At 73.3% G+C, this 25,595-nt stretch carries 24 protein-coding genes, 1 tRNA gene, 1 pseudogene and 1 riboswitch; of the genes and pseudogenes, 12 read left to right on the forward strand and 14 right to left on the reverse strand.

The features are described from left to right. Positions 1–15 precede the first annotated feature (15 nt). Positions 16–1,038, reverse strand: a complete 1,023-nt coding sequence (gene hrcA / locus BN344_RS03165; RefSeq protein ID WP_040336953.1) for a heat-inducible transcriptional repressor HrcA — start codon at positions 1,036–1,038, stop codon at positions 16–18. 154 nt (positions 1,039–1,192) lie between these two features. Between hrcA and BN344_RS21250 the strand changes: the two genes are divergently transcribed. Next, positions 1,193–1,681, forward strand: a complete 489-nt coding sequence (locus tag BN344_RS21250; RefSeq protein ID WP_462475926.1) for a type II toxin-antitoxin system VapB family antitoxin — start codon at positions 1,193–1,195, stop codon at positions 1,679–1,681. Positions 1,682–1,743: 62 nt separating this feature from the next. On the opposite strand, the gene BN344_RS03175 is transcribed toward BN344_RS21250, so the two are convergent. Further along, a complete protein-coding gene (locus tag BN344_RS03175; RefSeq protein WP_040336954.1) occupies positions 1,744–2,052 on the reverse strand; it encodes a TraR/DksA family transcriptional regulator in 309 nt (102 codons plus the stop codon). 396 nt (positions 2,053–2,448) lie between these two features. After that, entirely contained in the window at positions 2,449–3,726 is a 1,278-nt protein-coding gene (hemW, locus tag BN344_RS03180; protein ID WP_231486461.1) for a radical SAM family heme chaperone HemW, read from the reverse strand. On the opposite strand from hemW, the gene BN344_RS03185 reads away from it, so the two are divergent. Further along, positions 3,718–4,488, forward strand: a complete 771-nt coding sequence (locus BN344_RS03185; RefSeq protein ID WP_040336955.1) for an enoyl-CoA hydratase-related protein — start codon at positions 3,718–3,720, stop codon at positions 4,486–4,488. The genes hemW and BN344_RS03185 overlap by 9 nt on opposite strands. Positions 4,489–4,511: 23 nt before the next feature. Here the strand turns inward: BN344_RS03185 and selB are convergent, their stop codons facing one another. The 3 genes from selB to BN344_RS19805 form a co-directional block, all read right to left on the reverse strand. Continuing rightward, on the reverse strand, positions 4,512–6,257 hold the full coding sequence (gene selB, locus BN344_RS03190; protein ID WP_040336956.1) for a selenocysteine-specific translation elongation factor: 1,746 nt from the start codon (positions 6,255–6,257) through the stop codon (positions 4,512–4,514). Beyond that, on the reverse strand, positions 6,248–7,579 hold the full coding sequence (gene selA, locus BN344_RS03195; protein ID WP_040336957.1) for an L-seryl-tRNA(Sec) selenium transferase: 1,332 nt from the start codon (positions 7,577–7,579) through the stop codon (positions 6,248–6,250). The genes selB and selA overlap by 10 nt, the downstream gene beginning before the upstream one ends. 29 nt (positions 7,580–7,608) lie before the next feature. Then, a tRNA-OTHER gene (locus BN344_RS19805) sits at positions 7,609–7,704 on the reverse strand. A gap of 63 nt (positions 7,705–7,767) precedes the next feature. Here BN344_RS19805 and BN344_RS03200 point away from each other — a divergent pair. Then, positions 7,768–8,361 (forward strand): helix-turn-helix transcriptional regulator, encoded by a 594-nt coding sequence (locus BN344_RS03200; protein WP_051515509.1) that lies wholly within the window; start codon positions 7,768–7,770, stop codon positions 8,359–8,361. Positions 8,362–8,370: 9 nt separating this feature from the next. Continuing rightward, positions 8,371–9,375, forward strand: coding sequence for a selenide, water dikinase SelD (gene selD / locus BN344_RS03205; RefSeq protein WP_040336958.1), 1,005 nt, complete (start codon positions 8,371–8,373; stop codon positions 9,373–9,375). Positions 9,376–9,411: 36 nt separating this feature from the next. Here selD and BN344_RS03210 read toward each other — a convergent pair whose 3' ends face one another. Continuing rightward, the gene (locus tag BN344_RS03210) at positions 9,412–10,254 is read right to left on the reverse strand and encodes a patatin-like phospholipase family protein (protein ID WP_040336959.1); all 843 of its coding nucleotides are present in this window, start codon (positions 10,252–10,254) and stop codon (positions 9,412–9,414) included. 208 nt (positions 10,255–10,462) lie between these two features. On the opposite strand from BN344_RS03210, the gene BN344_RS03215 reads away from it, so the two are divergent. From BN344_RS03215 to BN344_RS03235, 5 genes are all read left to right on the forward strand, one after another. Next, the gene (locus tag BN344_RS03215) at positions 10,463–11,416 is read left to right on the forward strand and encodes a carbohydrate ABC transporter permease (RefSeq protein WP_081788331.1); all 954 of its coding nucleotides are present in this window, start codon (positions 10,463–10,465) and stop codon (positions 11,414–11,416) included. Beyond that, the gene (locus tag BN344_RS03220) at positions 11,413–12,261 is read left to right on the forward strand and encodes a carbohydrate ABC transporter permease (protein WP_051515510.1); all 849 of its coding nucleotides are present in this window, start codon (positions 11,413–11,415) and stop codon (positions 12,259–12,261) included. The genes BN344_RS03215 and BN344_RS03220 overlap by 4 nt, the downstream gene beginning before the upstream one ends. Before the next feature lie 58 nt (positions 12,262–12,319). After that, positions 12,320–13,621, forward strand: coding sequence for an ABC transporter substrate-binding protein (locus BN344_RS03225; protein WP_051515511.1), 1,302 nt, complete (start codon positions 12,320–12,322; stop codon positions 13,619–13,621). A 28-nt stretch (positions 13,622–13,649) separates the two neighbouring features. After that, complete coding sequence (locus BN344_RS03230) at positions 13,650–14,750, forward strand: ABC transporter ATP-binding protein (RefSeq protein ID WP_040336961.1); 1,101 nt, start codon at positions 13,650–13,652, stop codon at positions 14,748–14,750. A 77-nt stretch (positions 14,751–14,827) separates the two neighbouring features. Then, positions 14,828–15,793 carry a zinc-binding dehydrogenase gene (locus BN344_RS03235; RefSeq protein WP_040336962.1) on the forward strand — a complete coding sequence of 322 codons (966 nt, stop codon included), beginning with the start codon at positions 14,828–14,830 and terminating at the stop codon, positions 15,791–15,793. Positions 15,794–15,847: 54 nt separating this feature from the next. Here the strand turns inward: BN344_RS03235 and BN344_RS03240 are convergent, their stop codons facing one another. Beyond that, entirely contained in the window at positions 15,848–16,162 is a 315-nt protein-coding gene (locus tag BN344_RS03240; RefSeq protein WP_040336963.1) for a DMT family transporter, read from the reverse strand. A gap of 11 nt (positions 16,163–16,173) precedes the next feature. Further along, a riboswitch (guanidine-III (ykkC-III) riboswitch) is annotated at positions 16,174–16,243 on the reverse strand. Between the two features lie 63 nt (positions 16,244–16,306). Between BN344_RS03240 and BN344_RS03245 the strand changes: the two genes are divergently transcribed. Next, positions 16,307–16,555, forward strand: coding sequence for a helix-turn-helix domain-containing protein (locus tag BN344_RS03245; protein ID WP_040336964.1), 249 nt, complete (start codon positions 16,307–16,309; stop codon positions 16,553–16,555). Between the two features lies 1 nt (position 16,556). Further along, a complete protein-coding gene (locus tag BN344_RS03250) occupies positions 16,557–17,084 on the forward strand; it encodes a Clp protease N-terminal domain-containing protein (RefSeq protein ID WP_040336965.1) in 528 nt (175 codons plus the stop codon). On the opposite strand, the gene BN344_RS03255 is transcribed toward BN344_RS03250, so the two are convergent. Beyond that, positions 17,062–17,739, reverse strand: a complete 678-nt coding sequence (locus BN344_RS03255) for an MOSC domain-containing protein (RefSeq protein ID WP_040336966.1) — start codon at positions 17,737–17,739, stop codon at positions 17,062–17,064. The genes BN344_RS03250 and BN344_RS03255 overlap by 23 nt on opposite strands. After that, complete coding sequence (lepA, locus tag BN344_RS03260) at positions 17,736–19,580, reverse strand: translation elongation factor 4 (protein ID WP_040336967.1); 1,845 nt, start codon at positions 19,578–19,580, stop codon at positions 17,736–17,738. The genes BN344_RS03255 and lepA overlap by 4 nt, the downstream gene beginning before the upstream one ends. 263 nt (positions 19,581–19,843) lie before the next feature. On the opposite strand from lepA, the gene rpsT reads away from it, so the two are divergent. Beyond that, on the forward strand, positions 19,844–20,104 hold the full coding sequence (gene rpsT, locus BN344_RS03265) for a 30S ribosomal protein S20 (RefSeq protein ID WP_040336968.1): 261 nt from the start codon (positions 19,844–19,846) through the stop codon (positions 20,102–20,104). A 104-nt stretch (positions 20,105–20,208) separates the two neighbouring features. On the opposite strand, the gene holA is transcribed toward rpsT, so the two are convergent. The 4 genes and pseudogenes from holA to BN344_RS03290 form a co-directional block, all read right to left on the reverse strand. Beyond that, positions 20,209–21,207, reverse strand: a complete 999-nt coding sequence (holA, locus tag BN344_RS19810; protein WP_040336969.1) for a DNA polymerase III subunit delta — start codon at positions 21,205–21,207, stop codon at positions 20,209–20,211. A gap of 262 nt (positions 21,208–21,469) precedes the next feature. Next, positions 21,470–23,605: pseudogene (locus BN344_RS20560) on the reverse strand (ComEC/Rec2 family competence protein); the annotation flags it as partial. Next, positions 23,602–24,486, reverse strand: a complete 885-nt coding sequence (locus tag BN344_RS03285; protein WP_040336972.1) for a ComEA family DNA-binding protein — start codon at positions 24,484–24,486, stop codon at positions 23,602–23,604. The pseudogene BN344_RS20560 and the gene BN344_RS03285, both read right to left, overlap by 4 nt. Before the next feature lie 162 nt (positions 24,487–24,648). Beyond that, positions 24,649–25,545, reverse strand: coding sequence for a DegV family protein (locus tag BN344_RS03290; protein WP_040336973.1), 897 nt, complete (start codon positions 25,543–25,545; stop codon positions 24,649–24,651). Between the last annotated feature and the right edge of the window lie 50 nt (positions 25,546–25,595).

Raw genomic sequence — 25,595 nt, forward strand, 5'->3', positions numbered from 1 at the left:
CGCAGAAGTTCGTCCTCAGCTCTCGGCCAGGATCTGGCCGACGTAGCGGGCCACGGCGCGCACCGCGGCCATGTTCGTGGGGTAGTCCATGCGGGTCGGGCCGACGATGCCCAGCCCGCCGAGCGCCCGGTCGGCAGAGCCGTAGCCGACGCTGACCAGGGAGGCTCCGCTGAGTGCCTCGTGTGCGTTCTCCTCGCCGATGCGGACCAGCACCGTGCCCGCCTCCACCTCGCTGATCAGGCGCAGCACGACGACCTGTTCCTCCAGCGCCTCCAGCAGCGGCCGGACGGTGCCGTGGAAGTCCAGGGCGTTGCCGCGGGCGAGGTTCGCCGTCCCGCCGATCACGAGCCGGTCCTCGCTCGGCTCGACGAGGGTCTCCAGCAGCGTGGAGCTGACCGTGGCGACCAGGCCCCGCAGGTGCGGCGGCGCGGTGTCCAGCAGGTCGGGCACCTTGCTGCCCGCCTCGGTGAGCTTCACGCCGGTGAAGGCGGAGTTGAGCAGCGTGCGCAGCTCCGCGACGGCCTCGGCGTCGATGTCGGTCGGGCAGTCGACGACCCGCTGCTCCACACGTCCGGTGTCGGTGATGAGCACCAGCATGAGCCGGGCCGCGGCGACCTGCACCACCTCGAGGTGACGAACGGCGCTCCGCGAGAGCGTCGGGTACTGCACGACGGCCACCTGGCGGGTGATCTGCGCCAGCAGCCGGACGGTGCGGCCGAGGACGTCGTGCAGGTCGACGGCGCCGTCGAGGAACCGCTCGATGGCCCGCTTCTCGGCCACGGACAGCGGCTTGACGGCGGAGAGCCGGTCGACGAAGAGCCGGTACCCCTTGTCGGTGGGCACCCGCCCCGCGCTGGTGTGCGGCTGGGTGATGTATCCCTGCTCCTCCAGCACCGCCATGTCGTTGCGGATGGTGGCCGGGGAGACGCCCAGATCGTGCCGGTCGGCCAGCGCCTTGCTGCCCACCGGGTCGTTGGTCGAGACGTAGTCCTGGACGATCGCCCGAAGGACGTCCAGGCGGCGTTCGTCGTGCGCCACGAGACACCTCCCCGTACCGGTCGACATGCCGTGCGGTGCCGGGCCACGGTTTCCGAGGCCCACCCGGGGACCAGCCCGCGCTGGCACTCGCACGGTCGGAGTGCCAACCCAGCATACGCGAAGGACCCCCTCCTCCTTCCTCGCTCGCGAGCTCATGGCGAGCCTCCGGACGAGGCCCAGGAGACGACGGCAGCACGTCCCCCCCGCCGGGCCGTTAGGGTTGTCCGGTCGGCGCCCCGCTGGGGCAGGAAGCGGAGGTCGTTCCCTGATCTTCAAAGCGGTGAGAGACGGCCGCCCCTATCCCGACCACGGCTTGTCCACACGGGACTGGGCGATGATCCCGCCCCGGCAGGTGCGGATGGACACGCTGACCACCACCAAGAAGGAGCTGGCGCTCGACGCCCTCCTCGCGGACGACTCCACCTTCTACGGCGACCTGTTCCCGCACGCCGTCCAGTGGCACGGGGAGCTCTACCTGGAGGACGGGCTGCACCGCGCGCTGCGAGCGGCGCTGCAGCAGCGCAACGTCATCCACGTGCGGGTACTCGACCTCGACGCCCTCACCCCCGTCCAGGCGCCCGCCGGCCCGTCGACGGAGGCGATTCCCGCCCAGCCCCCGGTGCCCGGCCCGCGCCGGAGCTGAGCCGGCGCCGGAGCTGGGCCGGCGCCGGAGCTGGGCCGGCGCCGGACCGATCGGGCGGGAGGTCAGCTGCAGGAGACGCAGCAGCGCGCCATCGGGCGCAGCTCCAGCCGCTCCTCGGGGATGGCGGCACCGCACTCCGTGCACGAGCCGTACGTGCCGGCCTCGATGCGCTCGAGGGCGGCGTCGATCTCCTCGATGGTCGTCTGCAGGTCGGCGCTGCGGCGCTGGGCGACCGGGTCGGGCACCGAGATGGCGCACTCCTCCAGTGCCTGCTCGCGCTGCTGGACGCAGTCGGCGCGCTGGGTCTCGAGCTGGGCGCGGATGCTGCTCCAGTCGGCGGTGCGGGCGGTCGAGTCGAGAGTGCTGGACATGAGGGTCCTCCTCGGACGAGGGCTTTTCGGGAAAGCAGGAAGGGACGCGGCACCAGGCGGAGCGCGTCAGGACGGGGTGGGCGTGACCCGGGTGGGGGTCAGACGGCCTGTGGCGGGGCCCGGTCCTGGCTGCGTCGGAGTACGTCGAGGCCGCGGAGGCCACGGGCACGGCGATTCATCGCCAACGCGAGCAGCATGCCGCCGCTGAGGGCGGGCGTGTCGGCTACCGGCGGATGGCCTGGCGGGGAGCCCACGGCGGACCAGGACGTGCGTACGTCCACCGGAACCACCTCCCTGCCTGACCGGCGCCGTTGCCGGAACCGGGACCATAGCCGAAAAACGTGCGCGAAATCTCGCTCTTTCGGATGAGCGGGTCGCCCTCCGGGCGAACCCCGTTCAGTCGGTGAGGTCCCGGACGACCGCGTCGGCGAGCAACCGACCCTTGTCGGTGAGCACGGCCAAACCTCGACGGTACGCCTCCTCGGCGAGGAGGCCACGGCTCACCGCGTCGGCCGCGCGGACCCGCCCGAGATCGGAGAGGGCGGTCAGCGGCAGCCCGTCGCGCAGCCGCAGCCCGAGCATGACCGTCTCCAGCGCGCGGTCGTCGTCCGCGAGCAGCTCGGCGTCGGCGTGGGGGCTGGACCCGGCGGCCAGGCGGTCGGCGTAGGCCGCGGGGTGCTTGACGTTCCACCAGCGCAGTCCGCCCACGTGGCTGTGTGCGCCGGGGCCGACGCCCCACCAGTTGGCGTTGGCCCAGTACAGCTCGTTGTGCCGGCAGCGGGCAGCGTCCGAGGTCGCCCAGTTGGACACCTCGTACCACTGGAAGCCGGCGCTCCGCAGGGTCGCGTCGGCCTGCTCGTAGCGGTCGGCCAGCACGTCGTCGTCGGGCATCGGCAGTTCGCCGCGGGCGATCCGCCGGGCCAGGCGGGTGCCGTCCTCGACGATGAGCGCGTAGGCGCTCACGTGGTCGACGGGCGAGGCGAGGACTGCGTCGAGCGAGGCCGCCCAGTCGGCGTCGGACTCACCGGGGGTGCCATAGATGAGGTCCAAGTTGACGTGCTCGAACCCGGCCGCACGAGCGTCGTGCGCGGCCTGCACCGCCCGCCCCGGCGTGTGCCTGCGGTCCAGGACGGCGAGGACGTGCTCGGCCGCGGACTGCATGCCCAGGCTCACCCGCGTGAAGCCGGCCTCGCGCAGCCTCGCCAGGTAGTCGCGGTCGACGGTCTCGGGGTTGGCCTCCGTCGTGACCTCGACGTCGGGGGCCACCGGGAACAGCCGCCGCACCTCGTCCAGGACCGCGCTCAGGTCGGCTGCCGGCAGCAGGGTCGGCGTGCCGCCGCCGACGAACACGGTGGAGACCGTGGGCAGGTCGGGGCCGAGGGTCTCCGCCGCCCGGCGCAGCTCGGCGACGACGGTGCCGGCGTACTCGGAGCGGTTGGCTCCGGGGCCCAGCTCGTCGGAGGTGTAGGTGTTGAAGTCGCAGTAGCCGCAGCGCGTGGCGCAGAAGGGCACGTGTACGTAGAGGCCGAACGGCGTGCGCGTCAGCCCCTCGCGGGCGGGCGCCGGCAGCTCGAGCGGCGGTACGGCGCGCTCGACCAGCGGCAGGACGGTGTTCATCTGCTCCCAGTGTGCCGCGCCGGCGCCCCGGCGCGGCAGGATGCGGCTGTGACCCACGACCGAGTGATCCAGGTGACCGTGTCCGCCGGCGTCGCCACGCTCACCCTCGACTCGCCGCAGAACCGCAACGCGCTGTCGAAGGCGCTGCGCGGCCAGCTCCGCGCCGCCCTGGAGGACGCGCTCGCCGACGACGCCGTGCGGGTGATCGCCCTCGACCACACCGGCCGGGTCTTCTGCTCCGGCATGGATCTCGCCGAGGCGGCCGGCGGTTCGTCGCAGGACCAGGGCGTGAACGAGTTCCCGCAGCTCCTGCAGCTGATCTGGTCCTCCCCGAAGCCCGTCGTCGCCGTCGTCCGCGGGCCGGCCCGGGCCGGCGGGGTGGGCCTCGTCGCCGCCTGCGACGTCGTCGTGGCGGCGTCCTCGGCCAGCTTCGCCTTCTCCGAGGTCCGGCTCGGCCTGGTGCCCGCGGTGATCTCGGCCGTGGTGCTGCCGCGCATGACGACGCACGTGGCGCACCGGTTGATGCTGACCGGCGAGGTGTTCGACGCCGCCGCAGCCGCGGCCGGTGGCCTGGTGGACCTGGTCGCCGCGGACGACGAGATCGACGCCGTGCTCGACGGGCAGTTGCGGGCGCTGGCCGCGGGCGCCCCGGTCGCGCTGGCCGAGACCAAACGGCTGCTGCGGTCGCACCAGCCGGACCTGGACTTCGGCGACCTGCTGCAGCTCTCGGCCCGGTTCTTCGCGAGCGACGAGGGCCAGGAGGGCATCGCGTCCTTCCGCGAGAAGCGCCCGGCCCGCTGGGTCCCTCCGACCGACTGACGACGCCCGCATCCGTCGCGCGCTCAGCGCAGCCGGCGGGTGTTGTCCGGGAGACGAGCGGTCACGCCCTGGGCGTCGAGCCACTCCATCAGCGGGACGGCGACGCGGCGACTGGTCCCCCAGGCCTGGCGAGCCTGGCTCAGCGTGAACGGCTGTGGCACGGCGGCGAGCCGGCCGCGTGCGACGTCGGCGATCCCGGGCGCGAGGTAGACGCCGTCGGCGATGCGGACCAGTTGACCGCTGCGCACGGCGGCCGCGAGTTCGCGCGCGCCGAGGCCCGCGGCCACGAGCTCCGGCGCCTCCGGGGCGGCGAACGGGTCCGCGGCCAGCCGCGCCCGCACCGCGTCCACCGCGGCCTGCACCGGCGCCGGGAGTACCGCCGCCTCGTCGACCACCCGGCCGTCCCGCAGGGCGAGCGGCGTCCGGACGAGGGCCGCGACGAGGTCGGCGGCGGGCAGCTCCAGGGCGCGGCGAACGACCTCGACGGGCGGCCCGGGCTCGAGCGGCCGCAGCTTCCGGTACCGGGCGACGACGTCCGGCACGCGCGCGGCCAGCGCGTCGGTCAGGCCGGGAGCGAGCAGCCACGGTCCGTGCTCGTCGGCATCCGCAGGAACCGGCCAGCCCATCGCGGTGAAGTCGGCGGTGCGGACGATGCTCCGGGCGGCGAGGTCCGCCGCCGCACCCTCGGCGCCCTCCGGCCGGGCCGAGAGCTCCGCGGCGCGCTGCCGGGCCGCTCCCCTGCGCCGCAGCTCCGGTGGGTCGACGTCCCGGACGTCCGCGCCGAGCACCCGGCGCGCGCCGGGATCGCGCAGCAGCAGGCGGTCGCCGACGCGCAGCGGCAGCGGAGCGCCCAGCCGCAGCCGGACGACGGCGCCGTCCAGCAGCCGCACGCGCGCACCGACGGTGGCCGAGCCGATGTGCACCACCACCTCGGCGGGCAACCGGTCGTCGGGAGCGGCAGCGAGCGTCACGTCCAGCTCGGTGGTGCTGCGGAACGCCCCCGGCGTGAGCAGCGCGTCGCCACGGGAGAGCTCCTCGACGGCGGTGCCGCGCAGGTTGAGCGCGACCCGGGCGGTGGCGGTGGCCCGCTCGACCGTCCGACCGAGCGACTGCACCCCGCGGACGACGACCTCGCGCTCACCCAGCGTGAGCCGGTCCTCGGCGGACACCGAGCCCGCCGCCAGGGTGCCGGTGACCACGGTGCCGGCGCCCTTGATGGTGAAGGCGCGGTCGACCCAGAGCCGCACGGGCGCCTGCCGATCGGCCGCCGGGAGCCGCGCGAGCAGCGTCTCCAGCCCGTCGGTCAGCTCGGACAGGCCCGCGCCGGTGACCGCGCTGACCGCGAATCCGGGCACGTTCCCCAGCGAGGTCCCGGCCAGCCGGTCCCGGACGTCGGCGAGCACCGGGCGCGGATCGGCGAGATCGGCCTTGGTGACCGCCAGGAGCGCGTGCCGCACCCCGAGGGCGTCGAGGACGGCGACGTGCTCCGCCGTCTGCGCGGACCAGCCGTCGTCGGCCGCCACGACGAGCAGCGCGGCCGGAGCGGGACCCACGCCGGCCAGCATGTTGCCGATGAACCGCTCGTGGCCGGGGACGTCGACGACCGCCACCGTCCGTCCCGAGGCCAGCGTGGTCCAGGCGAAGCCCAGGTCGATGGTGAGCCCGCGCCGGCGTTCCTCCGTCCATCGGTCGGGCTCCATACCGGTGAGGGCGCGCACCAGCGCGGACTTGCCGTGGTCGACGTGGCCGGCGGTGGCGATCACGTCCACGCAGCCGCCACCTCCAGGACGGCGTCGGTCAGCGCGCCGTCGTCCTCCGGGGCGAGGCTGCGCAGGTTGAGCAGGGTGCGGCCGTCCTCGAGGTAGCCGACGACCGGGCGGCCGCCGAGCCGCAACGGCTCGGCGAACGTCGGGGGCAGCGAGATCGCGACGCCGGGCAGCGGCTGCTCGGGCGCTCCTCCTCCGCCGACCCGGGCGTCGGCGGCGACGACGTGCGCGTCGACGCCGGCCGCCGTCAGCCGGTCGGCGACCGCCCGGGCCCGAGCAGTGAGGACGGCGGGCTCCGCGGCGAGCAGCTGCGGCACCGGCGGCAGCGGGCCTCGCAGCGTCGCCTCCAGGGCGGCCAGCGTCGTCTTGTCCACCCGCAGCGCGCGGTAGAGCGGATGCCGGCGCAGCCGTTGCACGAGGTCGGCGCGGCCGAGGACCAGTCCCGCCTGGGGCCCGCCGAGCAGCTTGTCGCCGCTGGCCACCACGAGGTCCGCGCCGTCGGCCAGCGTGGACTGCAGGTCGGGCTCGTCGGGCAGCAACGGGTGCGGCCGCAGCAGGCCGGAGCCCACGTCGGCCACCAACGGCACTCCGGTGCCGGCGAGCCCCTCTGCCAGGTCCCGCACCGGGACCGCCCGGGTGAAGCCGCGGACGACGAAGTTCGACGGGTGCACCTTGAGCACCGCACCCGTGTCCGGCGACAGTGCGGCGAGGTAGTCGTCGAGGGTGACCCGGTTGGTCGTCCCCACCTCGCGGAGCCCCGCCCCGGTCGACTCCAGCAGGTCAGGGATGCGGAAACCGTCGCCGATCTCGACCAGCTCCCCCCGGGCGAGGACGAGTTCCCGGCCCTGCCCGAGCGCGGTGGCGACCAGGGCGAGGGCCGCGGCGCAGTTGTTGACGACGATCGCCGCCTCGGCCGCGGGGACCGCCTCCAGCAGGGCGTCGATCGCCGCCGCACCGCGCGGTCCACGGCGCCCGGTCCGCAGGTCCAGCTCCACGTCCGTGGTCCCGGCCGCCGCGGCGATCGCCTCGACCGCCGCCGCCGACAGCGGCGCGCGACCCAGGTTGGTGTGCACGAGGACGCCGGTGGCGTTCAGCACCGGGCGCAGGCTGCCGGCCGTGAGCGGCAGCGCGGCGAGGACGGCGTCGACCGCGTCGCCCGCCGGGAGCCCGCCGTCGCGGATGCGGCCCTGCACCCGCTGCACGGCGGCCTTGACCAGCTCGCGGCCCAGCCGCTGCACCGCGGCCTGCACCGCCGGCGCCGCGAGCAGGGCGTCGGTGCGGGGCACGGCGCGGCGCGGATCGTCGGTGCTGCTGTCGGCGGGCATCGCACCGGAGCGTAGGTCCGGCGGGGGCTTGGCGGAGGCGGACGGGAATCGAACCCGCCTGACCGAGGTACTCGGCCACGTCGGCTTTAGAGGCCGCGGGGGCCACCAGACACCCTGACGCCTCCGCCGCCGAGCCTACGGGGCCGGTCCTCCGAGAACTGTCGGAGGCCACTGCCAGCATCCGTCTCGTGACCCGAACCGAGCCCCGCTCCCCCGCGCCGCTGCCGCCGGTCTCCTTCACACCCGAGGAGGCCGCGGCGATCACCGCCGCCCTGGCCGCTCGGCCCGACGGCCCGTTCGCCGAGGCCGGCGGGGCGGCGCTGGAGAAGGTGCTCACCGTGCTCGAGCCCGATCCGCAGCTGCGGGCCCGGATGCTGGCGAGCAGCCGGTGGGTCGCCGCCGACGTGGCCCGCGAGAGAAAGCTGCAGCGGCGCGTCGAGCAGGGCGTGGCCGAGCGGCGCGTGCTCGTCCTCGACTACCGCGACCGGGAGGGCCGCTGGTCGGAGCGGGCGGTGGAGCCGCAGCTGCTGGTCCGCTCGGGCACGCACGAGTTCCTGGTCGCCTGGTGCCGCGAACGGCAGGAGCTGCGCTGGTTCCGGGAGGACCGCATCGGCGGCGCCGAGCTCACCGGGGAGATCGCGCCGGGACGTGACCTCGGCGGTCTGGGCATGCCGCCGAACGGACGTCCGACGACCAACCATCCCGCCGGGCGGGCACTGCGGCAGCGCCCCACGGAGCCTCGGCCCCCGCGACTGGTCGTGCTGCCCGGAGGTCGCGCCTAGATTCGAGCCGTGACCACCGCATCGGCCGTCCGCCTGACGCAGTACGCCCACGGTGGCGGGTGCGCCTGCAAGATCCCGCCGGGCGAGCTCGAGGCCGTGGTCGCCGGGCTGACCGCGCAGGGTCCGGCCGATCCGGCCGCCGAACTGGTCGTGGGGCTCGACGACGGCGACGACGCCGCGGTGGTCCGCATCGCCGGTGGTCAGGGGCTCGTGCTCACCACCGACTTCTTCACTCCGGTCGTCGACGACGCCTACACCTTCGGCCGCATCGCCGCGGCCAACGCACTGTCGGATATCTACGCCATGGGCGGCACACCGGCCGTGGCGGTGAACCTCCTGGGGTGGCCACGCGACGTGCTGCCCGCCGAGCTCGCGGCCGAGGTGCTCCGCGGCGGCCTGGAGGTGGCGCACGAGGCGGGCTGCCACGTGGGCGGCGGGCACTCGATCGACGACCCGGAGCCGAAGTACGGCATGGCCGTGACCGGCCTGGTCGACCTGGACCGGATCATCACCAACTCGGGCGCGGTCGCGGGCACCCCGCTGAGCCTGACCAAGCCGCTGGGCGTCGGTGTCCTCAACAGCCGGATGAAGGCGACCGGCGAGGTGTCGGAGGAGGCGGTCGCCTCGATGACCGCCCTGAACCGGGACGCCGCGCGGGCCGCGGTGGCCGCCGGCGTCCGTGCGGGGACCGACGTGACCGGCTTCGGCCTGCTCGGGCACCTCTACAAGATGGCCCGGGCCAGCGGCGTCACCGCGGTCGTCGACGCGGCGGCCGTCCCCTACCTGGCCGGCGCCCGGCAGGCGCTGGCCGACGGCTTCGTCTCCGGCGGCACCCGGCGCAACCTCGACTGGGTGCGCCCGCACACCGACCTGTCGGCGGTGTCCGAGGACGAGGCGCTGCTGCTGGCCGACGCGCAGACCTCCGGCGGTCTGCTGCTCGGCGGCGAGATGCCCGGGGCCCCGGTGATCGGCGAGTTCGTGCCCCGCGGGGAGCACGTCGTCGTCATCCGCTGACGGACGTCCGGCCGGTCCTCGGCCCTGCGGCGCGGATCAGCCCCAGAAGGCGCGGGCGGCGTCGATCGTGGCGGCGGCCTGCGCCCGCCCGGCGCGGGCCGAGGGCTCCCGGGTCGCGGGGTCGAGCACGTTGCTCCCGAAAGCCGCCAGGGACGCCTCGTCCGCGGTCACCACGTGCACCTCGGCGTTCTCCTGCAGCACCTCGATCTCGCCGTCCAGCCCGGGGCCCAGGAGACCACCTGGCATACCGCGCGTCGGGGTGACCACGAGGACCTTCTCGCAGCCCGCCGCCAGATCCGCGTTCGTGACCGAGCGCATGCCCCCGTCCATCAGCCGGCGCCCGTTCACGGTGACCGGTGGCCAGACGCCCGGGACCGCGCAGCTCGCGGTCACGGCGTCGAGCAGCCGCACGCCCGAGGACGCGTCGAACGGCAGGAACTCGCCGTCGGCGGTGTCCACGGCAGTGATCACCAGCTGCCCCGTCGGCCACTCGGGGTCCCCGATCCGGCCCTCGATGATGGCGCGCCGCTCAGCCTCCGGCACGGCGTCCACCGCGAGGGCGAGCGCCCCCAGGCGGGCGCGCGCGTCCTGCTCGCCGGTGGCGCCCTTCATCGCGTCGGCGAAGGCGGTCATCGTCGCCACCCCGTCGAACTCGACCTTCTTCTCACCGACCGGCGGGAGCAGCTGCCGCTCGTACAGCGCCTGGAGATCCCCGTCGAGGCGCAGCTGGGCACCCACGACCGAACCGGCCGAGGTGCCGACGACGAGGTCCGCCTCCCGGACGTCGACGCCCTCGGCGGCCCAGGCGCTGAGCAGTCCCAGTTCCCAGGCGATCCCGGCGACCCCGCCGCCGCCGAGGACAAGCGCACGCGTCGTCATCTGGAGTGGACCCCCTGCAATCGGATGGACGAGACCTCCGACAGGCTAGGGGCGCGCGCGGCTCCGCACCGCTCCGGCGGGTGGCAACAGGGTTGTCTGGTCCGTCGCCCGCCGTCCCAAACGCACGTACCAGGAGTTCACCGCATGGTGCCCGTCCAGCCGCGTGGATACCGGTACAGGTTTCCTCCTGGGCGCTACCGTGCGTCCCGTGGCCACCGACCTCGTCGCGCAAGTCCCCGGGGGAGCCGCGCCGGCCGCTACGGCCGCGCCCCCGTCACCCCCGGGCCGACGGCGCTTTCGAGGCATCCTCCTCGCCGCGGCCTTCCTGCTCCCGAACCTCGTGCTCCTCGGGGTCTTCACCTACCGGCCGCTCCTGGACAACATCAGGCTGTCGTTCACCAGCTGGAACATCTCGTCACCGACCGCCGAGTACATCGGCTTCGACAACTACGTCGAGTGGTTCACCAGCTCGGCCAGCCACACGGTGCTGTGGAACACGATCATCTTCACCGGCGTGGCGGTCATCGGCTCCATGGTGCTGGGGCTGGCGCTGGCGCTGCTGCTCGACCGCAAGCTGTTCGGCCGCAACGCCGTGCGGTCGATGGTCTTCGCCCCGTTCGTCGTCGCCGGCGCCGCCGTCGGTGTCGCCTTCCAGTTCGTCTTCGACCCGACGTTCGGCCTGGTGCAGGACCTGCTCGGCCGGATCGGCGTCGATGCGCCGGCGTTCTACCAGGACCCCGAGTGGGCCCTGTTCATGGTCACGGTGACCTACATCTGGAAGAACCTCGGCTACACGTTCGTCATCTACCTCGCCGCCCTGCAGGGCCGGCGGGCGGAGCTGGACGAGGCGGCCGAGATCGACGCGGCCTCCACCTGGACGAAGTTCCGCAAGGTCACCTGGCCGCAGCTGCGGCCGGCCACGTTCTTCCTGCTGATCACCGTGCTGCTCAACAGCTTCCAGGTGTTCGACATCATCCACACCATGACCAGGGGCGGTCCCCTCGGCAACGGGACGACGACGATGGTCTACCAGGTCTACCAGGAGACCTTCGTCAACCAGCGGGCCGGCTTCGGCGCCACCGTCGCGACGATCATGTTCGTCATCCTGCTGATCGTCACGCTGGTCCAGGTGCGCATCATGGAGCGGGGGCAGGAGCGATGAGCACGGCGGTCTCCCCCACCCGCGAGCGGCTGCCGAGCCGGCTGGGCGGCTACGCCGGCCTGCTGCTCGTGATCCTGCTCGTCGCGGTGCCCCTCTACTGGATCCTCGTGTCGTCGCTCAAGGAGCGGCCCGACATCTACACCGTCCCGGTGAGCTGGTGGGCGGACCCGCTGACCTTCGACAACTACACCTCGGTGGGCGGCGGCGTCGCCTTCACCGACTACCTGCGCAACTCGATCATCATCACCGCGGTCCTGACCGTGGTGCAGGTGTTCCTCGGGGTGCTCTCGGCGTTCGCGCTGGCGTTCCTGCGCTTCCCCGGCCGCACGCTGGTCCTGCTGCTCGTCATCGGCAGCCTGATGGTGCCCAACCAGATCACGGTGATCAGCAACTACGCGCTGGTCGCCCAACTGGGCTGGCGCAACACCTTCGCCGGGATCATCATCCCGCTGGCCGGCGTCGCCTTCGGCACGTTCCTGATGCGCAACCACTTCCTGTCACTGCCGAAGGAGATCATCGAGGCGGCGGAGATGGACGCCGCCGGGCCGCTGCGGATGCTGTGGCGGGTGGTCCTGCCGATGTCGTGGCCGACGCTCATCGCCTTCACCCTGATCACCATCGTCAACGAGTGGAACCAGTACCTCTGGCCGCTCCTCATGGCCGACGACTCGCGGGTCGCGCCTCTGCCGGTGGGCCTGGCCCAGCTGCAGAACAGCGAAGGGCTCACCAACTGGGGGCCGGTCCTGGCCGGGACCGTACTGACCGCACTCCCCATCCTGCTGATCTTCCTGGCGCTGCAACGACACATGATCAAGGGCCTGACGGCCGGGGCCGTCAAGGGCTGACCAGACTCCCGGGCACACGGCCCGGTGCACACCCTGAACCACCACGAAGGAGCCGTACATGACCGCATCGGGACGCCGTTCCCTGCTCCGCTACACCAGCGCGGCGGCGATCGCCGCACTCGCGCTGACCGGCTGTGCCGGTACCGGCTCCTCCGACGACGGCGGCGACGGCGGCGGACCGGTGGAGAGCTTGACCCTCTGGTCCAACCACCCCGGCGAGTCCAAGGAGATCGAGACCGAGCTCCTCGAGGCGTTCGAGGAGGAGAGCGGCATCGAGGTCAACCTCGTCACCGCCGGCCAGAACTACGAGGAGGTGGCGCAGAAGTTCAACGCCGCCCTCTCCGGCGGCGACCTGCCCGACGTCGTCGTGGCGTCCGATGTCACCTGGTTCAACTTCGCGCTCAACGACGCGATCACGCCCATGGACGACCTGTGGGAGTCCATGGAGGTCGACAGCGAGGGCTACGTGGACGCGCTGCGCGAGGACTACGAGTTCGAGGGCGGGCACTACGCGATGCCCTACGCCCGTTCGACGCCGCTCTTCTACTACAACAAGGCCATGTGGAGCGCCGCCGGCCTCCCTGACCGTGGCCCGGAGTCGTGGGAGGAGTGGGCCGAGTGGGGCCCGCAGCTGGCTGCCGCCAACGGTAGTGCGGCCCCGATGGTCCTGCCCGACGGCAGCAACTACCTCGACTGGTACTTCCAGAACATGGCGTGGACCTTCGGCGGCGGCTACTCCGACGAGTGGGACATGACGTTCACCGCGGACGAGACCATCGAGGCCGGGGAGTTCCTGAAGGACCAGCACGAGCAGGGGCTCATCGCGATCTCCAACGACGCCAACAACCAGTTCGGCGCAGGTCAGGCCGCCTCGCTGCTCCAGTCGACGGGCTCCCTGGGTGGGCTGCGGGACACGGCGGAGTTCGAGTTCGGGACGGCCTTCCTGCCCGGGCCGACCCCCGCGACCCCCACCGGTGGTGCGGGCCTGGCGATCCCCGAGCGCATCTCCGACGAGCGCAAGGAGGCCGCCATGGAGCTGATCGCGTTCCTCACCAACTCCGACAACACCGTCAAGTTCAGCCAGGCCACCGGGTACATGCCGGTTCAGAAGGGTTCGGTCGACCACCCGGAGATGCAGCCGTACCTGGAGGAGAACCCCAACGCCCGCACCGCGCTGGAGCAGCTCGAGGTGACCAAGCCCCAGGATTACGCCCGGGTGTTCCTGCCCGGCGGCGGCGCTCGCATCGGTGCCGCACTGGACCAGATCACGATCGGCGGCCGGGACGTGCAGTCGGTCTTCGAGGAGCTGCAGGAGGAGAGCCAGACGGTCTACGAGCGCGACATCGAGCCCCAGCTGTGACGTCCGCTCCACGAGGGAAGGGGCGGGCATGGCGACGGTGACCTTCGACGCCGCCACCCGCACTTTCCCGCAGAGCGAGCGGCCGGCGGTGGACTCGCTGGACCTGGAGATCCACGACGGCGAGTTCGTCGTCGTCGTGGGTCCCTCCGGGTGCGGGAAGTCCACCAGTCTCCGGATGCTGGCCGGCCTCGAGCCGGTCACCTCGGGGCGGGTCCTGATCGACGGGGTCGACGTCACCGGACGCCGACCCCGGGACCGCGACGTGGCGATGGTGTTCCAGAGCTACGCGCTGTACCCGAGCATGACCGCCGGCGAGAACATGGCCTTCGCGCTGAAGAACCTCGGCTTCGCCGCGGAGGAGATCAGGACGCGGGTGGCCGAGGCGGCCAGGATCCTCCAGCTGGAGGACCTCCTGGACCGCAAGCCGGCCAAGATGTCCGGCGGTCAGCGGCAGCGGGTGGCCATGGGTCGGGCGATCGTGCGCGACCCGAAGGTCTTCTGCATGGACGAGCCGCTGTCCAACCTCGACGCCAAGCTGCGGGTCTCGACCCGGGCGGAGATCGCGGCTCTGCAGAAGCGGCTGGGCACCACCACGGTCTACGTGACGCACGACCAGACCGAGGCGATGACCATGGGCGACCGCGTCGTCGTCCTGCGCGACGGCCGCGTCCAGCAGATCGGCACCCCGGGTGAGCTGTACGAGAGCCCGGTCAACACGTTCGTCGCCGGGTTCATCGGGTCGCCGTCGATCAACCTGATCGACGGCGTGCCGGTCACCGACGGCCGGGCGGTCGTGGCCGGCTCGCTCGAGGTGCCGCTGCCTCCGGGGACGCAGGCCGGGTCGGTGACGGTCGGCATCCGCCCGGAGGGCGTGGACGTGGCCGGTACGGAGCCGGGCGGCTCCGGCGACCGGTTGATCGTCCGGGTGGAGCGCGTCGAGCGCACCGGCGCGGAGCTCTTCGCGCTGGCCGCACCGGTCGGGCTCTCGGACGGCGCCGCGCAGCGCGGTGAGCACCTGGTGTTCCGGCTCGACAAGCGCCTCGACGTCCAGGACGGGGCGGAGCTCGCGCTCCGCGTCCACCTCGCCGAGGTGCTGATGTTCGACGTTGAGGGCGCCGCGCTCGGATAGGGCTGCCGACGCGGGTCGCCGGTTCGCACCGGCGGCCCGCGTCGCTGCTCCGGGAGCGCTCGGTTAGCGTCCCGTCCATGCTCGCTGCCTTCGTCTCCACCCCTGCCCCGAAGGACCCGCTCTCCGTCCTGGAGATCGCCGACCGCCCCGAGCCGCAGGTTCCCGACGGGTGGACGACCGTCGAGGTGAAGGCGGTCTCGCTCAACCACCACGACCTGTTCAGCCTCCGCGGCATCGGCCTGCCGCAGGAGCGCATGCCGATGATCCTGGGCACCGACGCGGCCGGACTCGACGAGGACGGCAACGAGGTCGTCGTCCACGGCGTGATCGCGAGCCCCGGCTGGACCGGTGACGAGACGCTGGACCCGAAGCGGTCGCTGCTCTCGGAGGTCCACCAGGGCTCGATGGCCGAGCGGGTCGCCGTCCCCCGGCGCAACTTGCTGCCCAAGCCGGCCGACCTGTCCTTCGCCGAGGCCGCCTGCCTGCCGACGGCGTGGCTGACCGCCTACCGGATGCTGTTCGTCCGCTCGGGTCTCCGCCCGGGTCAGACGGTGCTCGTGCAGGGCGCCAGCGGTGGCGTGGCGACGGCGCTGATCGTGCTCGGCCGGGCTGCCGGCTATCGGATGTGGGCGACCGCGCGCAGCGAGGAGAAGCGCGCCGCGGCGCTCGCCCTGGGAGCCGAGCAGGCGTTCGACAGCGGTGCCCGGTTGCCTGAGCGGGTGGACGGCGTGATGGAGACCGTGGGCGAGGCGACCTGGAGCCACAGCATCAAGTCGCTCAAGCCCGGCGGCGTCCTGGTGACCTCCGGTGCGACCACCGGCTTCAACCCCGGCGCCGAGCTCAACCGGGTGTTCTTCACCCAGCTGTCGGTCATCGGCTCGACGATGGGCACCAAGGACGAGCTCGAGGCGCTGATCCGGATGTGCGCCGTCACCGGCATCCGCCCGCAGATCGACGTCGAGCTGCCGCTGACAGAGGCGCGCGAGGGCTTCGAGCGCATGCTCGAGGGCCGCACCAACGGCAAGATCGTCTTCACCCTCTGACCGCCCCGTCGGGACGCTGTCGATCAGGTCGGCTGATCAACGGGGCGGCTGGGGTCAGGAGACGGCCTTGAGACCGATGACGCAGCCGATCAGGCCCGCGATCAGCAGTACCTTCGCCGCGGACACCGGTTCGGTGCCGGTCACCATCGCGTAGATGACGGTGAGCGAGGCGCCGATGCCGACCCACACCGCGTAGGACGTGCCCACGGGCAGTTCGCGCATCGCGTAGGCCAGCCCGCCCATGCTCAGCACGAGCGCGATCCCGAAGACGACCGACGGAGCCGGCCGGGTGAACGCCTCCGACCGGCCCAGGGCGGTGGCCCACACCGCTTCGAGCACTCCGGACACGACGAGCACGAGCCAGGCCATCGTCCACTCCCTGGCGCCGTCTTGTCGCAGTCCGGGTACGGCACCACCTCGTCCGGGAGCCGGTCAGGGCTCCCGGCCACTGTCCCATGGCCGCTCTGTCAATCCTGGTTGACAGGGCGGATTGCGCAACCTAGGTTGACAGCCATGTCCGACACGACCCAGGTGGCGTCCGCCGCCAGCAGCAAGGACCCTGCCGTCGGGCTGGCGGCGGTCCGCTCGCTGCGCGTCCTGGTCGAGCGCCTGGAGGAGCTCCAGGTCGGCAACGCCCGCGCACAGGGCTGGACGTGGGAGCAGATCGCGGAGCGGCTCGGCGTCAGCCGGCAGGCGGTCCACAAGAAACACGCACGCGGCAGGTCCCTGACCAGCAGGGCGCCGCTCCAGCGGAGGGACTGAGATGTTCGAACGATTCACCAGTGAGGCCAGGGACGTGGTCGTGGGCGCCCAGCAGCAGGCACGGGAGCTGCGCTCCGAGCGGATCGGCACCGAGCACCTGCTGCTCGGGTTGCTCGCTCAGCAGGGGACGACGTCGGCGCGGGTCCTCGCGTCGCACGGCGTCACCCGCGACGCCGTCGTGACGGCGGTCCGCACCTTCTACGGGGACGGCCTGGACGCCGAGGCGCTCACTGCCGTCGGCATCGACCTGGACGCGGTGCGCAGTTCGGTCGAGGCCACGTTCGGCCCCGGCGCGCTGGACGCGCGGGGCTCGCGGCGGGGACACATCCCGTTCAGCCCGGGCGCGAAGAAGGTGCTCGAGCTCGCCCTGCGCGAGACGATCGCGCTGAAGTCGCGAGCCATCACCGACGCGCACATCCTGCTGGGGCTGATCCGCGAGGGCGAGGGGCCGGTGGCGACGGTGCTGCACGACCGCGGCGTCGACCACGGAGCCCTGCGCGACGAGCTCAGGCTGACGCTGAACTCCTGAGGTCGTCGTCGGCGTCCCGAGCGGTGATCTTCGCGGTCAGCTTCGGCTGGTCCTTGAGCGGCAGGTAGGGCAGCACCGGGGCGAGCTCCGGCAGCCGGTGCTTCTGCGTCGTGACGATCCGGAAGGCGGTACCGACGGTGATCCCGTGGTCCGGCCGCGACCCGATCTCCACGACGTCGCCGGCTCCGAGCTCGCCGGTCTCGAGGACGCGCAGGTAGGCGCCGGTCGCCCCGTGAGCGGCGAAGCGCTTGACCAGGTCGGGGATGCCCCAGAACCGGGCGAAGTTGGCGCAGGGGGTCCGCCAGGCGGTCACCTCGAACAGCGCCGTCCCGACGCGCCAACGCTCACCGATGACCGCGCCGAGCAGGTCCAGCCCCGAGGTGCGGAGATTCTCGCCGAACCGCCCGGCCGGCAGGTCGCGGCCGAGCTCGGCCATCCACCAGTCGGCGTCCTCCTGGGCGTAGGCGTAGACCGCCTGCCCCTCACCGCCGTGGTGCTTGCGGTTGGCCTGGACGTCGCCCTCGAGCCCCAGCGGGTGGACGGCGACCCGGCCCTCGACCGGCCGCTTGTCGATGCCGGTGCGGACCGGCTTGCGGTCCGGCACCGAGGGCAGGTCCGTGCCCGAGACGCAGACCGCCTCGACGCGGCCGGTCACTTCTTCGACGCGGTGGACTCGTTCGTGGAGAGCGCGGCGACGAACGCCTCCTGGGGGACCTCGACGCGGCCGACCATCTTCATCCGCTTCTTGCCCTCCTTCTGCTTCTCCAGCAGCTTCCGCTTGCGGGTGATGTCACCGCCGTAGCACTTGGCGAGGACGTCCTTCCGGATGGCGCGCACGGTCTCCCGGGCGATGACCCGGGAGCCGACCGCGGCCTGGATGGGCACCTCGAACTGCTGGCGAGGGATGAGCTCGCGCAGCTTGCCGGCCATCGCCACGCCGTAGGCGTAGGCCTTGTCCTTGTGCACGATGGCGCTGAACGCGTCGACGGCCTCGCCCTGCAGCAGGATGTCCACCTTGACCAGGGCGGACTCCTGCTCGCCGGCCTCCTGGTAGTCCAGGCTGGCGTAGCCCCGCGTCTTGGACTTCAGCGCGTCGAAGAAGTCGAAGATGATCTCGCCGAGCGGCAGCGTGTAGCGGAGCTCGACCCGTGACTCGCTCAGGTAGTCCATGCCGCCGAGCTGGCCGCGGCGGCTCTGGCAGAGCTCCATGATCGCGCCGGTGTAGTCGCTGGGCGCGATGATCGTGGCGTTGACGATCGGCTCGAAGACCTTGTCGATCTTGCCCTCGGGCCAGTCGCTCGGGTTGGTCACGGTCAGCTCGGTGCCGTCCTCCATGACCACCCGGTAGACGACGTTCGGCGCCGTGGAGATGAGGCTGATCCCGGCCTCGCGCTCGAGCCGCTCGCGGACGATCTCCAGGTGCAGCAGGCCGAGGAAGCCGACGCGGAAGCCGAAGCCCAGGGCCGCGGAGGTCTCCGGCTCGTAGGTCAGCGCGGCGTCGTTGAGCAGCAGCTTGTCCAGCGCCTCGCGCAGCAGCGGGTAGTCGCTGCCGTCGATCGGGTAGAGGCCGGAGTACACCATCGGCTTGGGGTCGCGGTAGCCGCCGATCGACTCCGCGGCCGGCTTGTGCTGGAGCGTGACGGTGTCACCGACGCGGGACTGGCGGACGTCCTTCACGCCGGTGATGAAGTAGCCGACCTCGCCGAGGCCGAGGCTGTCCACCGGCTTGGGCTCGGGGGCGATGACGCCGATCTCCAGCAGCTCGTGCGTCGCGCCGGTGGACATCATCTTGATCTTGTCGCGCGATGCGATCCGGCCGTCGACCACGCGGACGTAGGTGATGACGCCGCGGTAGATGTCGTAGACCGAGTCGAAGATCATCGCCCGGGCCGGGGCGTCGGCCTCGCCGGTCGGCGCCGGGATCTCCTCGACGATCCGGTCCAGGAGCTCGGGCACGCCGACGCCGGTCTTGCCGCTGACGCGCAGCACGTCGTCGGGCTCGCAGCCGATGATGTGCGCGATCTCCTCGGCGTACCGCTCGGGCTGGGCGGCCGGCAGGTCGATCTTGTTGAGCACCGGGATGATCGTGAGGTCGTTCTCCAGCGCCAGGTACAGGTTGGCCAGCGTCTGGGCCTCGATGCCCTGGGCCGCGTCGACCAGCAGGACGGCGCCCTCGCAGGCGGCCAGCGAGCGGGACACCTCGTAGGTGAAGTCCACGTGGCCCGGGGTGTCGATCATGTCGAGCACGTACTCGGTGTCGGTGTGCGCGCCGGAGCGCGGCGTCCACGGCAGCCGCACGTTCTGCGCCTTGATGGTGATCCCGCGCTCGCGCTCGATGTCCATCCGGTCGAGGTACTGGGCGCGCATGTGCCGCCCCTCCACGAGCCCGGTGATCTCGAGCATCCGGTCGGCCAGCGTCGACTTGCCATGGTCGATGTGGGCGATGATGCAGAAGTTCCGGATGAGGGCCGGATCGGTGGCAGCAGGAGTCGTCACAGTGCCGCCATCGTCCCACGCCGGGTGGGCGGGTACAGCGATCACCCGGAGACGCGTGCGTCCGCCACGGTTCGGACGTGTCCCTCGCCGGCGGCCCGCACCGCCCTACGGCCGCCTTCCCTGGCTCTGCCCACCGCCGCCGGTTGGGCGGCAGGTGCCCGGCTGGTATCTTGTGAGGCCGGTCCGTGTGCGCGATCTTCTCTCGCCGCTGCGCGCGGACGCACTGTCAGCAGACACCCCCTTAGACACCTCGAGGCTCACGCGTGGCGAACATCAAGTCCCAGATGAAGCGGATCAAGACCAACGAGAAGGCGCGTCAGCGCAACGTCGCGGTCAAGTCCGCCCTCAAGACGGCCGTCCGGCGCGTCCGCACGGCCGCTGAGTCCGGTGACTCCGCCGCCGCGGCCACCGCTCTGGCGACCGCCAACAAGGCGCTGGACAAGGCCGCCAGCAAGGGCGTCATCCACAAGAACCAGGCCGCCAACCGCAAGTCGGGTCTGGCGAAGCTCACCTCCGGCCTCTGAGCCGCCGGTCCGCGTCGTCGTGACGCGGTGCGAACGAGCCCCCTCCCTTCCGGGACGGGGCTCGTTCGCGTTCGGAGCCGGCGGACCGGCGTGGCGGACCGCCGTCAGCGGCCGGCGGCGACCCGGCCGCGGCCGGTCGCGGCGCGGATGGCGACCATCCGGCGTACCGCACGCTCGAGGGCGTAGTCGGGGTCGGCGGCGGCGCCCTTCACCTCGGCGTTGAGCTCGGCGGTCACCGCCACCGCCTGCTGCAGTCCGTCGATGCTCCACGCCCGGGCGTGCTTCAGGCCGCTCTCGGCCTTCCGCTTGGGCCACTTGAAGGTGCGCATCAGCTCGCCGTAGGACGAGACGTCGACCGACTTCGCGCGTGCCGCGGTGCGGACGCCTTCGGCCAGCGCGTCGGCGATGAGCACCTGTGGCACACCACCGTCCAGCGCCCACCGGAGCACCTCCACCGCCCCGGCGGCATCGCCCGTCATGACCTTCTCGGCCACCGCGAACCCGTTGGCCTCCGCCTGGCCCCGGTAGAAGCGGGCGACGGCGTCCGCGTCGATGGAGCCGCCGAAGTCCGACAGCAGCTGGCTGACCGCCGCGGAGAGGTTGCGGAGGTCGTTGCCCACGGCCTCGACCAGGGCCATCACGGCGTCGGCGGTGATCCGGCCGCCGAAGGCGCGGACCTCGTTGCGGACGAAACCGCCGAGCTCGTTCGGCCAGACCTTGGGGCAGTCGTCCACAGCCGCACCCGCGGCCTTGAACGCCTTGAGCAGCGCCTCGTTCCGCTTGCCGCCGCCGTGGACGATCACGAGCGTGATCTCCGGATCGGGATCCTTGGCGTAACCGGTGAGCGCATCGGCCAGCGCACCGGCCGACTCGTGCACCCCCGTGACGACGACGAGGCGGTGCCCCCCGAACAGCGACGGGGCCAGCACGTCCGCCAGCTGGCCGACGGCGAGACCCTGCGCGGCCAGCTCGTGCAGCTCGGCGTCGGGGTGGCGCTCGAGGACCGCCGCACGGACTCGGGCCACCGCGCGCGACCGGAGCAGCTCCTCCTCCCCCGACACCACGCGGAGCCGCGAGGTGGGCGGCACGGGAGCGGCTGGCACGACTGCATCGTGTCACGCGGGACCGACAGGACCGACCGCGCGCGCCCTGCCGGACCTTCCGAGCTGCCACGCCCCAGTCCTCCCCGTCGCCGACGACCGCCACGTCACCTTCCCGATCGGTCCGGTGCACGGCGGTGCCCGCCCGGGTCAGCGTCTCCACCAGCGTCCGCGCGGGATGCCCGTAGGAGTTGTCGGCTCCGACGGAGATCAGCGCGACCCGCGCCCCGACCGCGGTGAGGAAGCCGGCGTCGGCGTCCGCGCTGCCGTGGTGCGGCACCTTCAGGACGTCGGCCCGGAGGTCGGTCCCCGCCGTCCGCAGCCGTGCTTCGGCGGTCGCTCCGAGGTCGCCGGTGAGCAGTACGCGGACCCCGCGGACGGTGGCCCGGACCACCAGCGAGAGGTCGTTGGACCCGGCCGCCCCCGTCACCCGACGAGGGTCGGGGGCCAGCACCTCCAGGGCCACCTCCCCGACGTCCCGCCGCTCCCCCGGCAGCAACCGGATCCGGTCCGCGCCGGCAGCGCGCACCAGGGCGTCGACCGCGGGCAGCCGGTCCTCGTCCGGCGGCAGCGTCCCGGTGGCCACCACCCCGACCTCCCGACCACCGAACGCGCCGGCCAGGCCGCCCACGTGATCGGCGTCGAGGTGCGACAGGAGGACCAGCGGCAGTCGCTCGACGCCCACGTCGTCGAGACAGCGGTCGACGGCGGGGGCGTCCGGTCCGGCGTCCACCAGGACCGCCGAGCCGGGGCCGGTGGGCAGCACGAGCGCGTCGCCCTGGCCCACGTCGCAGGCGACGATCACGGTGTCCGGGGGCGGCCAGCCGCGAACGGTCTGGCGCACCGGCCAACCGACCAGCACCAGTCCCACGAGGGCCGCCAGTGCCAGTGGCCGGAGCCGTGGGAACCACCACAGCGCCCAGCCGCATCCGGCCAGGACCGTCGCGAGCAGCACCGCGCCCCGCACCCCGGCGGGCCAGCCGACCGCGGCATCGGGAACCTGCGCCGCGCGCTCGGCCACGAGCACCAGCCACCGCGTCGGCCAGCCGGCGCACCACACGAGCACCTCCCCCGCCGCAGGGACCGCTGCTCCCAGGACCGTGGCCAGGAGACCGAGCACGGTCGCCGGCGCGACGGCGGGAGCGGCTAGCAGGTTGGCCGGCAGCGACACCAGGCTGACCGTGCCCGACAGCGCCGCGATGAGCGGCGCGGTCGCCAGCCCGGCGGCCGCGCTGACCGTCAGCGCGTCGGCCACGAGGGCAGGCCAGCCGCGATCCCGCAGCCGCCGGGACCACGGCGGCGCGAGCAGCACGATGGCCGCCGTGGCGACCACCGACAGGGCGAAACCGGGCTCCCGGGCCAGGCCCGGGTCCAGCAGGAGGAGGACGCACACCGCCGCGCCCAGCGCCGGCACGGCGACCCGCGGCCGTCCGGAGGCCAGGGCGAGCAGCGTGACCGCCCCCATGGCGGCGGCGCGCAGGACGCTGGGCTCCGGGCCGGCGAGCACGACGAAGCCGGCGAGCGCGGTTGCCCCGATGACGGCCAGGACCCGTCGGTCGACCGCGCGACGGCGCAGGGGGCGGACCACGGCGGCGATCACGATGGCGACGTTCGCCCCGGAGACGGCGGTCAGGTGGGCCAGCCCCGCGCGCCGGAAGTCCTCGTCCAGCACCGGGTCCATGCCACGGGTGTCGCCGACGACCAACCCCGGCAGGAGGCCGGCCGGACGCGGGTCGAGCGCGCGCGTCGCAGCGCCGGCCAACCCGTCCCGCAGCCGCCCGGCGAGCCGGTGCCACGGCTCCGCTTCCCCGATGTCGGCCGGAGGTCCGCGGACCGACAGCACGGCCACGACGTCGTCCCCCCGGTCGGCCGGCGCGAGGACGGCACGCGCCCGGACGGTCTGGCCGGGCAGGAGCCGGCGCCAGCCCTCCTCCGGTGCGAAGAGGAGCACAGGGGCGTCGAGGCGCTGGACCGACGCCCCGTCGTGCAGCGCCGTCACGGTGGCATCGGCGACGATCCGCGGCCGGCCGCTGCCGGTCAGCAGGTGCGTCTCGCCGTCCAGGTCGAGCTCCACCGTGACGCTCTCCCGCCTCTCGGCCAGGGTGGTCAAGGGGGATGCGTCCCGGGCAGCTTCGCGGACGGCGGACGTGCCGCACGTGACCGCGGCACCGGCGAGGAGCGCCAGCAGCACCGTCCAGCCGGCCGCGTCCCGCCGCCGCACCCGCCGGACCGCCGAGGCCGCCGCGAGTGAGGACACGGCCAGGGCGGCCAGCACGGGCGGTGCCACGAACGGCGCAGCCAGGCTGACCGTCCACACAGCTGCTGCGAGCGGGACCAGACGGAGGTCGATCCACTGCCAGGGGGCGTCCGCATCGGGCTCCGTCCGGGCAGCCGCGGTCACACGGTCACCAGTCCCGCGAGCTCCGCGGCGATGGTGGGGCCGATGCCCGGGACGTCCTCCAGCTGGTCGACGCTGCGGAACGGCCCCTGCCCGCGACGGTGGTCGACGATGCGCTGGGCAAGCACGGGGCCGATCCCGGGGAGCCCGTCGAGGTCGGCGGCCGTTGCGGTGTTGAGGTTCACCGGCGAACCCGCCGCAGCCCCTCCGCCGGGGACCGGCCCCTCGGCACCCGGCGCTGCACCGGATCCGGGGACCCCGACGGCGATCTGCTGGCCGTCGGTGACGACGGCCGCGAGGTTGACCGTCGCCGGGTCGGTACCCGGGAGGAACCCGCCGGCTGCCTCCACCGCATCGGCCACCCGCGACCCCGGAGGGACCGTCACCAGACCTGGGCGGGCGACCAGACCCACCACCGCGACGACCACCGGACCGGACGTCTCCGCCGCCTCCCCCATCAGCGGTTCGACGGGTCCAGCCGACACCTCGGCGGTCTGCGACGGGAGCGGAGCTGGCTCGACCGTCGGTCGGTCCAGCCAGGTCCAGGCCACGACGACCAGCGCGGCCACCGACCCGGCGATCCAGAGCGAGCGCACCCCTTGGTCGCCCGGGTCCCAGCGCACGGTGCGCCCCGGCCTGCGGTGCCGTCCCACGCCGACCGGCCGGGCGACGTCCGGATCGGCTGCGTGCCCGCGACGTGGCGTCTCCGGTGCCCGGGAGGCGGGCTCGTCGTCGGGCTCCTCGGGCTCCTCGCGCTCCTCGCGCTCCTCGCGGTCCTCCGGCTCTTCGGGCACCCAGCCGCCGCGGCGCCCGTCGTCGAGCAGCGCCCGCAGCCTCGCCCGGATGACGTCGGCGTCGTCGGAACGGCGGGAGATGTGGCGCACCCGAGGAACGCTAGGGAGCTCCGCGCGCCTCGCGGCGGGCGTCGGCGTCGACTGTGGACGACGGCCGCCCCTGTGGACACCGGAACGGTGTCATCGCCGCGCTGCGGTCATGGTGTCGCCATGCTCATCCACGCAGCGCGGGCGCCCTCACCCCGCCGCCGGTCACCCCTGGGCGGCTGGTTCCTGTCCGTCCTCGGGTTCCGTCGGGTGGTCGGGTGCCGGGGCCACGACCACACCGACCGCGCCCGGGCCCACGTGCGCCCCGATGGCGGCACCCAGCTCGCTGACGTGCAGTTCGTGGAGCGTGGGCACCAGCTCCCGCAGCTCGTCCGCCAGCCGCTCGGCCTTCTCAGGCGCGGCGAGGTGATGAACGGCGAGGGACACCGGGGCGCCGTCGGTCTCCTCGACCACCCGTTGCACGAGGCGGTTCACCGCCCGCGCCGAGGTGCGCACCTTCTCCAGGACGACGACCCGCCCGTCCAGCACGTGCAGCACCGGCTTCACGGCCAGCGCCGAACCGAGCAGGGCGGCCGCGGAGCCGATCCGGCCACCCCGCCGCAGGTGGTCGAGGGTGTCGACGACGAAGAACGTCCGGGTAGCCGCGGCCGTCCGGCGGGCGGACTCCGCGACGTCGGCGGCATCCGCGCCCGCCGCGGCCGACCGGGCCGCCGCCAGCACGGCGAAACCGTTGCCCATCGCCGCCGATCGGGAGTCGACCACCGTCACGAGCTGTTCGCCCACGTGCGTGGCAGCCACGCGCGCGGCGTCCCACGTCCCGGACAGCTCCGCGGAGAGGTGGACGGACACCAGGTGGTCCGCGCCCGCGTCCAGGAGCCGACGATAGGTCTCCGCGAAGTCGTCCGGGGTGGGCATCGACGTCGAGACCCGCCCACCCCGGCTCGACAGCACCCTGGCCACGTCGTCGGGACCGACGGACTCCCCTTCGCGTCCCGAGTCACTGCCCAGCATCACGTACAGCGGGACGACGCTGATGTCGTAGCGCTCGAGGAGCTCCGGCGGCAGGTAGGCCGTCGAATCGGTCACGACGGCAACGGGCACCCGGCGAGGCTAACCGGCCGCTCCGGCCACGCGTCGGCCGCAGGTGCGGC

This window comes from Candidatus Blastococcus massiliensis AP3 (assembly GCF_000582785.1).
GTDB classification, from domain to species: Bacteria; Actinomycetota; Actinomycetes; order Mycobacteriales; family Geodermatophilaceae; genus Blastococcus; species Blastococcus massiliensis.

Excerpts from the sequence above, each read along its gene's own strand:
- BN344_RS03245 (WP_040336964.1), top strand. The coding sequence starts at position 16,307 with ATGTCCGACACGACCCAGGTGGCGTCCGCCGCCAGCAGCAAGGACCCT.
- BN344_RS03250 (WP_040336965.1), top strand. The coding sequence starts at position 16,557 with ATGTTCGAACGATTCACCAGTGAGGCCAGGGACGTGGTCGTGGGCGCC.
- BN344_RS03175 (WP_040336954.1), bottom strand. The coding sequence starts at position 2,052 with ATGTCCAGCACTCTCGACTCGACCGCCCGCACCGCCGACTGGAGCAGC.
- BN344_RS03235 (WP_040336962.1), top strand. The coding sequence starts at position 14,828 with ATGCTCGCTGCCTTCGTCTCCACCCCTGCCCCGAAGGACCCGCTCTCC.
- BN344_RS21250 (WP_462475926.1), top strand. The coding sequence starts at position 1,193 with ATGGCGAGCCTCCGGACGAGGCCCAGGAGACGACGGCAGCACGTCCCC.
- BN344_RS03210 (WP_040336959.1), bottom strand. The coding sequence starts at position 10,254 with ATGACGACGCGTGCGCTTGTCCTCGGCGGCGGCGGGGTCGCCGGGATC.
- BN344_RS03220 (WP_051515510.1), top strand. The coding sequence starts at position 11,413 with ATGAGCACGGCGGTCTCCCCCACCCGCGAGCGGCTGCCGAGCCGGCTG.
- BN344_RS03225 (WP_051515511.1), top strand. The coding sequence starts at position 12,320 with ATGACCGCATCGGGACGCCGTTCCCTGCTCCGCTACACCAGCGCGGCG.
- BN344_RS03240 (WP_040336963.1), bottom strand. The coding sequence starts at position 16,162 with ATGGCCTGGCTCGTGCTCGTCGTGTCCGGAGTGCTCGAAGCGGTGTGG.
- selA (WP_040336957.1), bottom strand. The coding sequence starts at position 7,579 with ATGCCCGCCGACAGCAGCACCGACGATCCGCGCCGCGCCGTGCCCCGC.
- BN344_RS03230 (WP_040336961.1), top strand. The coding sequence starts at position 13,650 with ATGGCGACGGTGACCTTCGACGCCGCCACCCGCACTTTCCCGCAGAGC.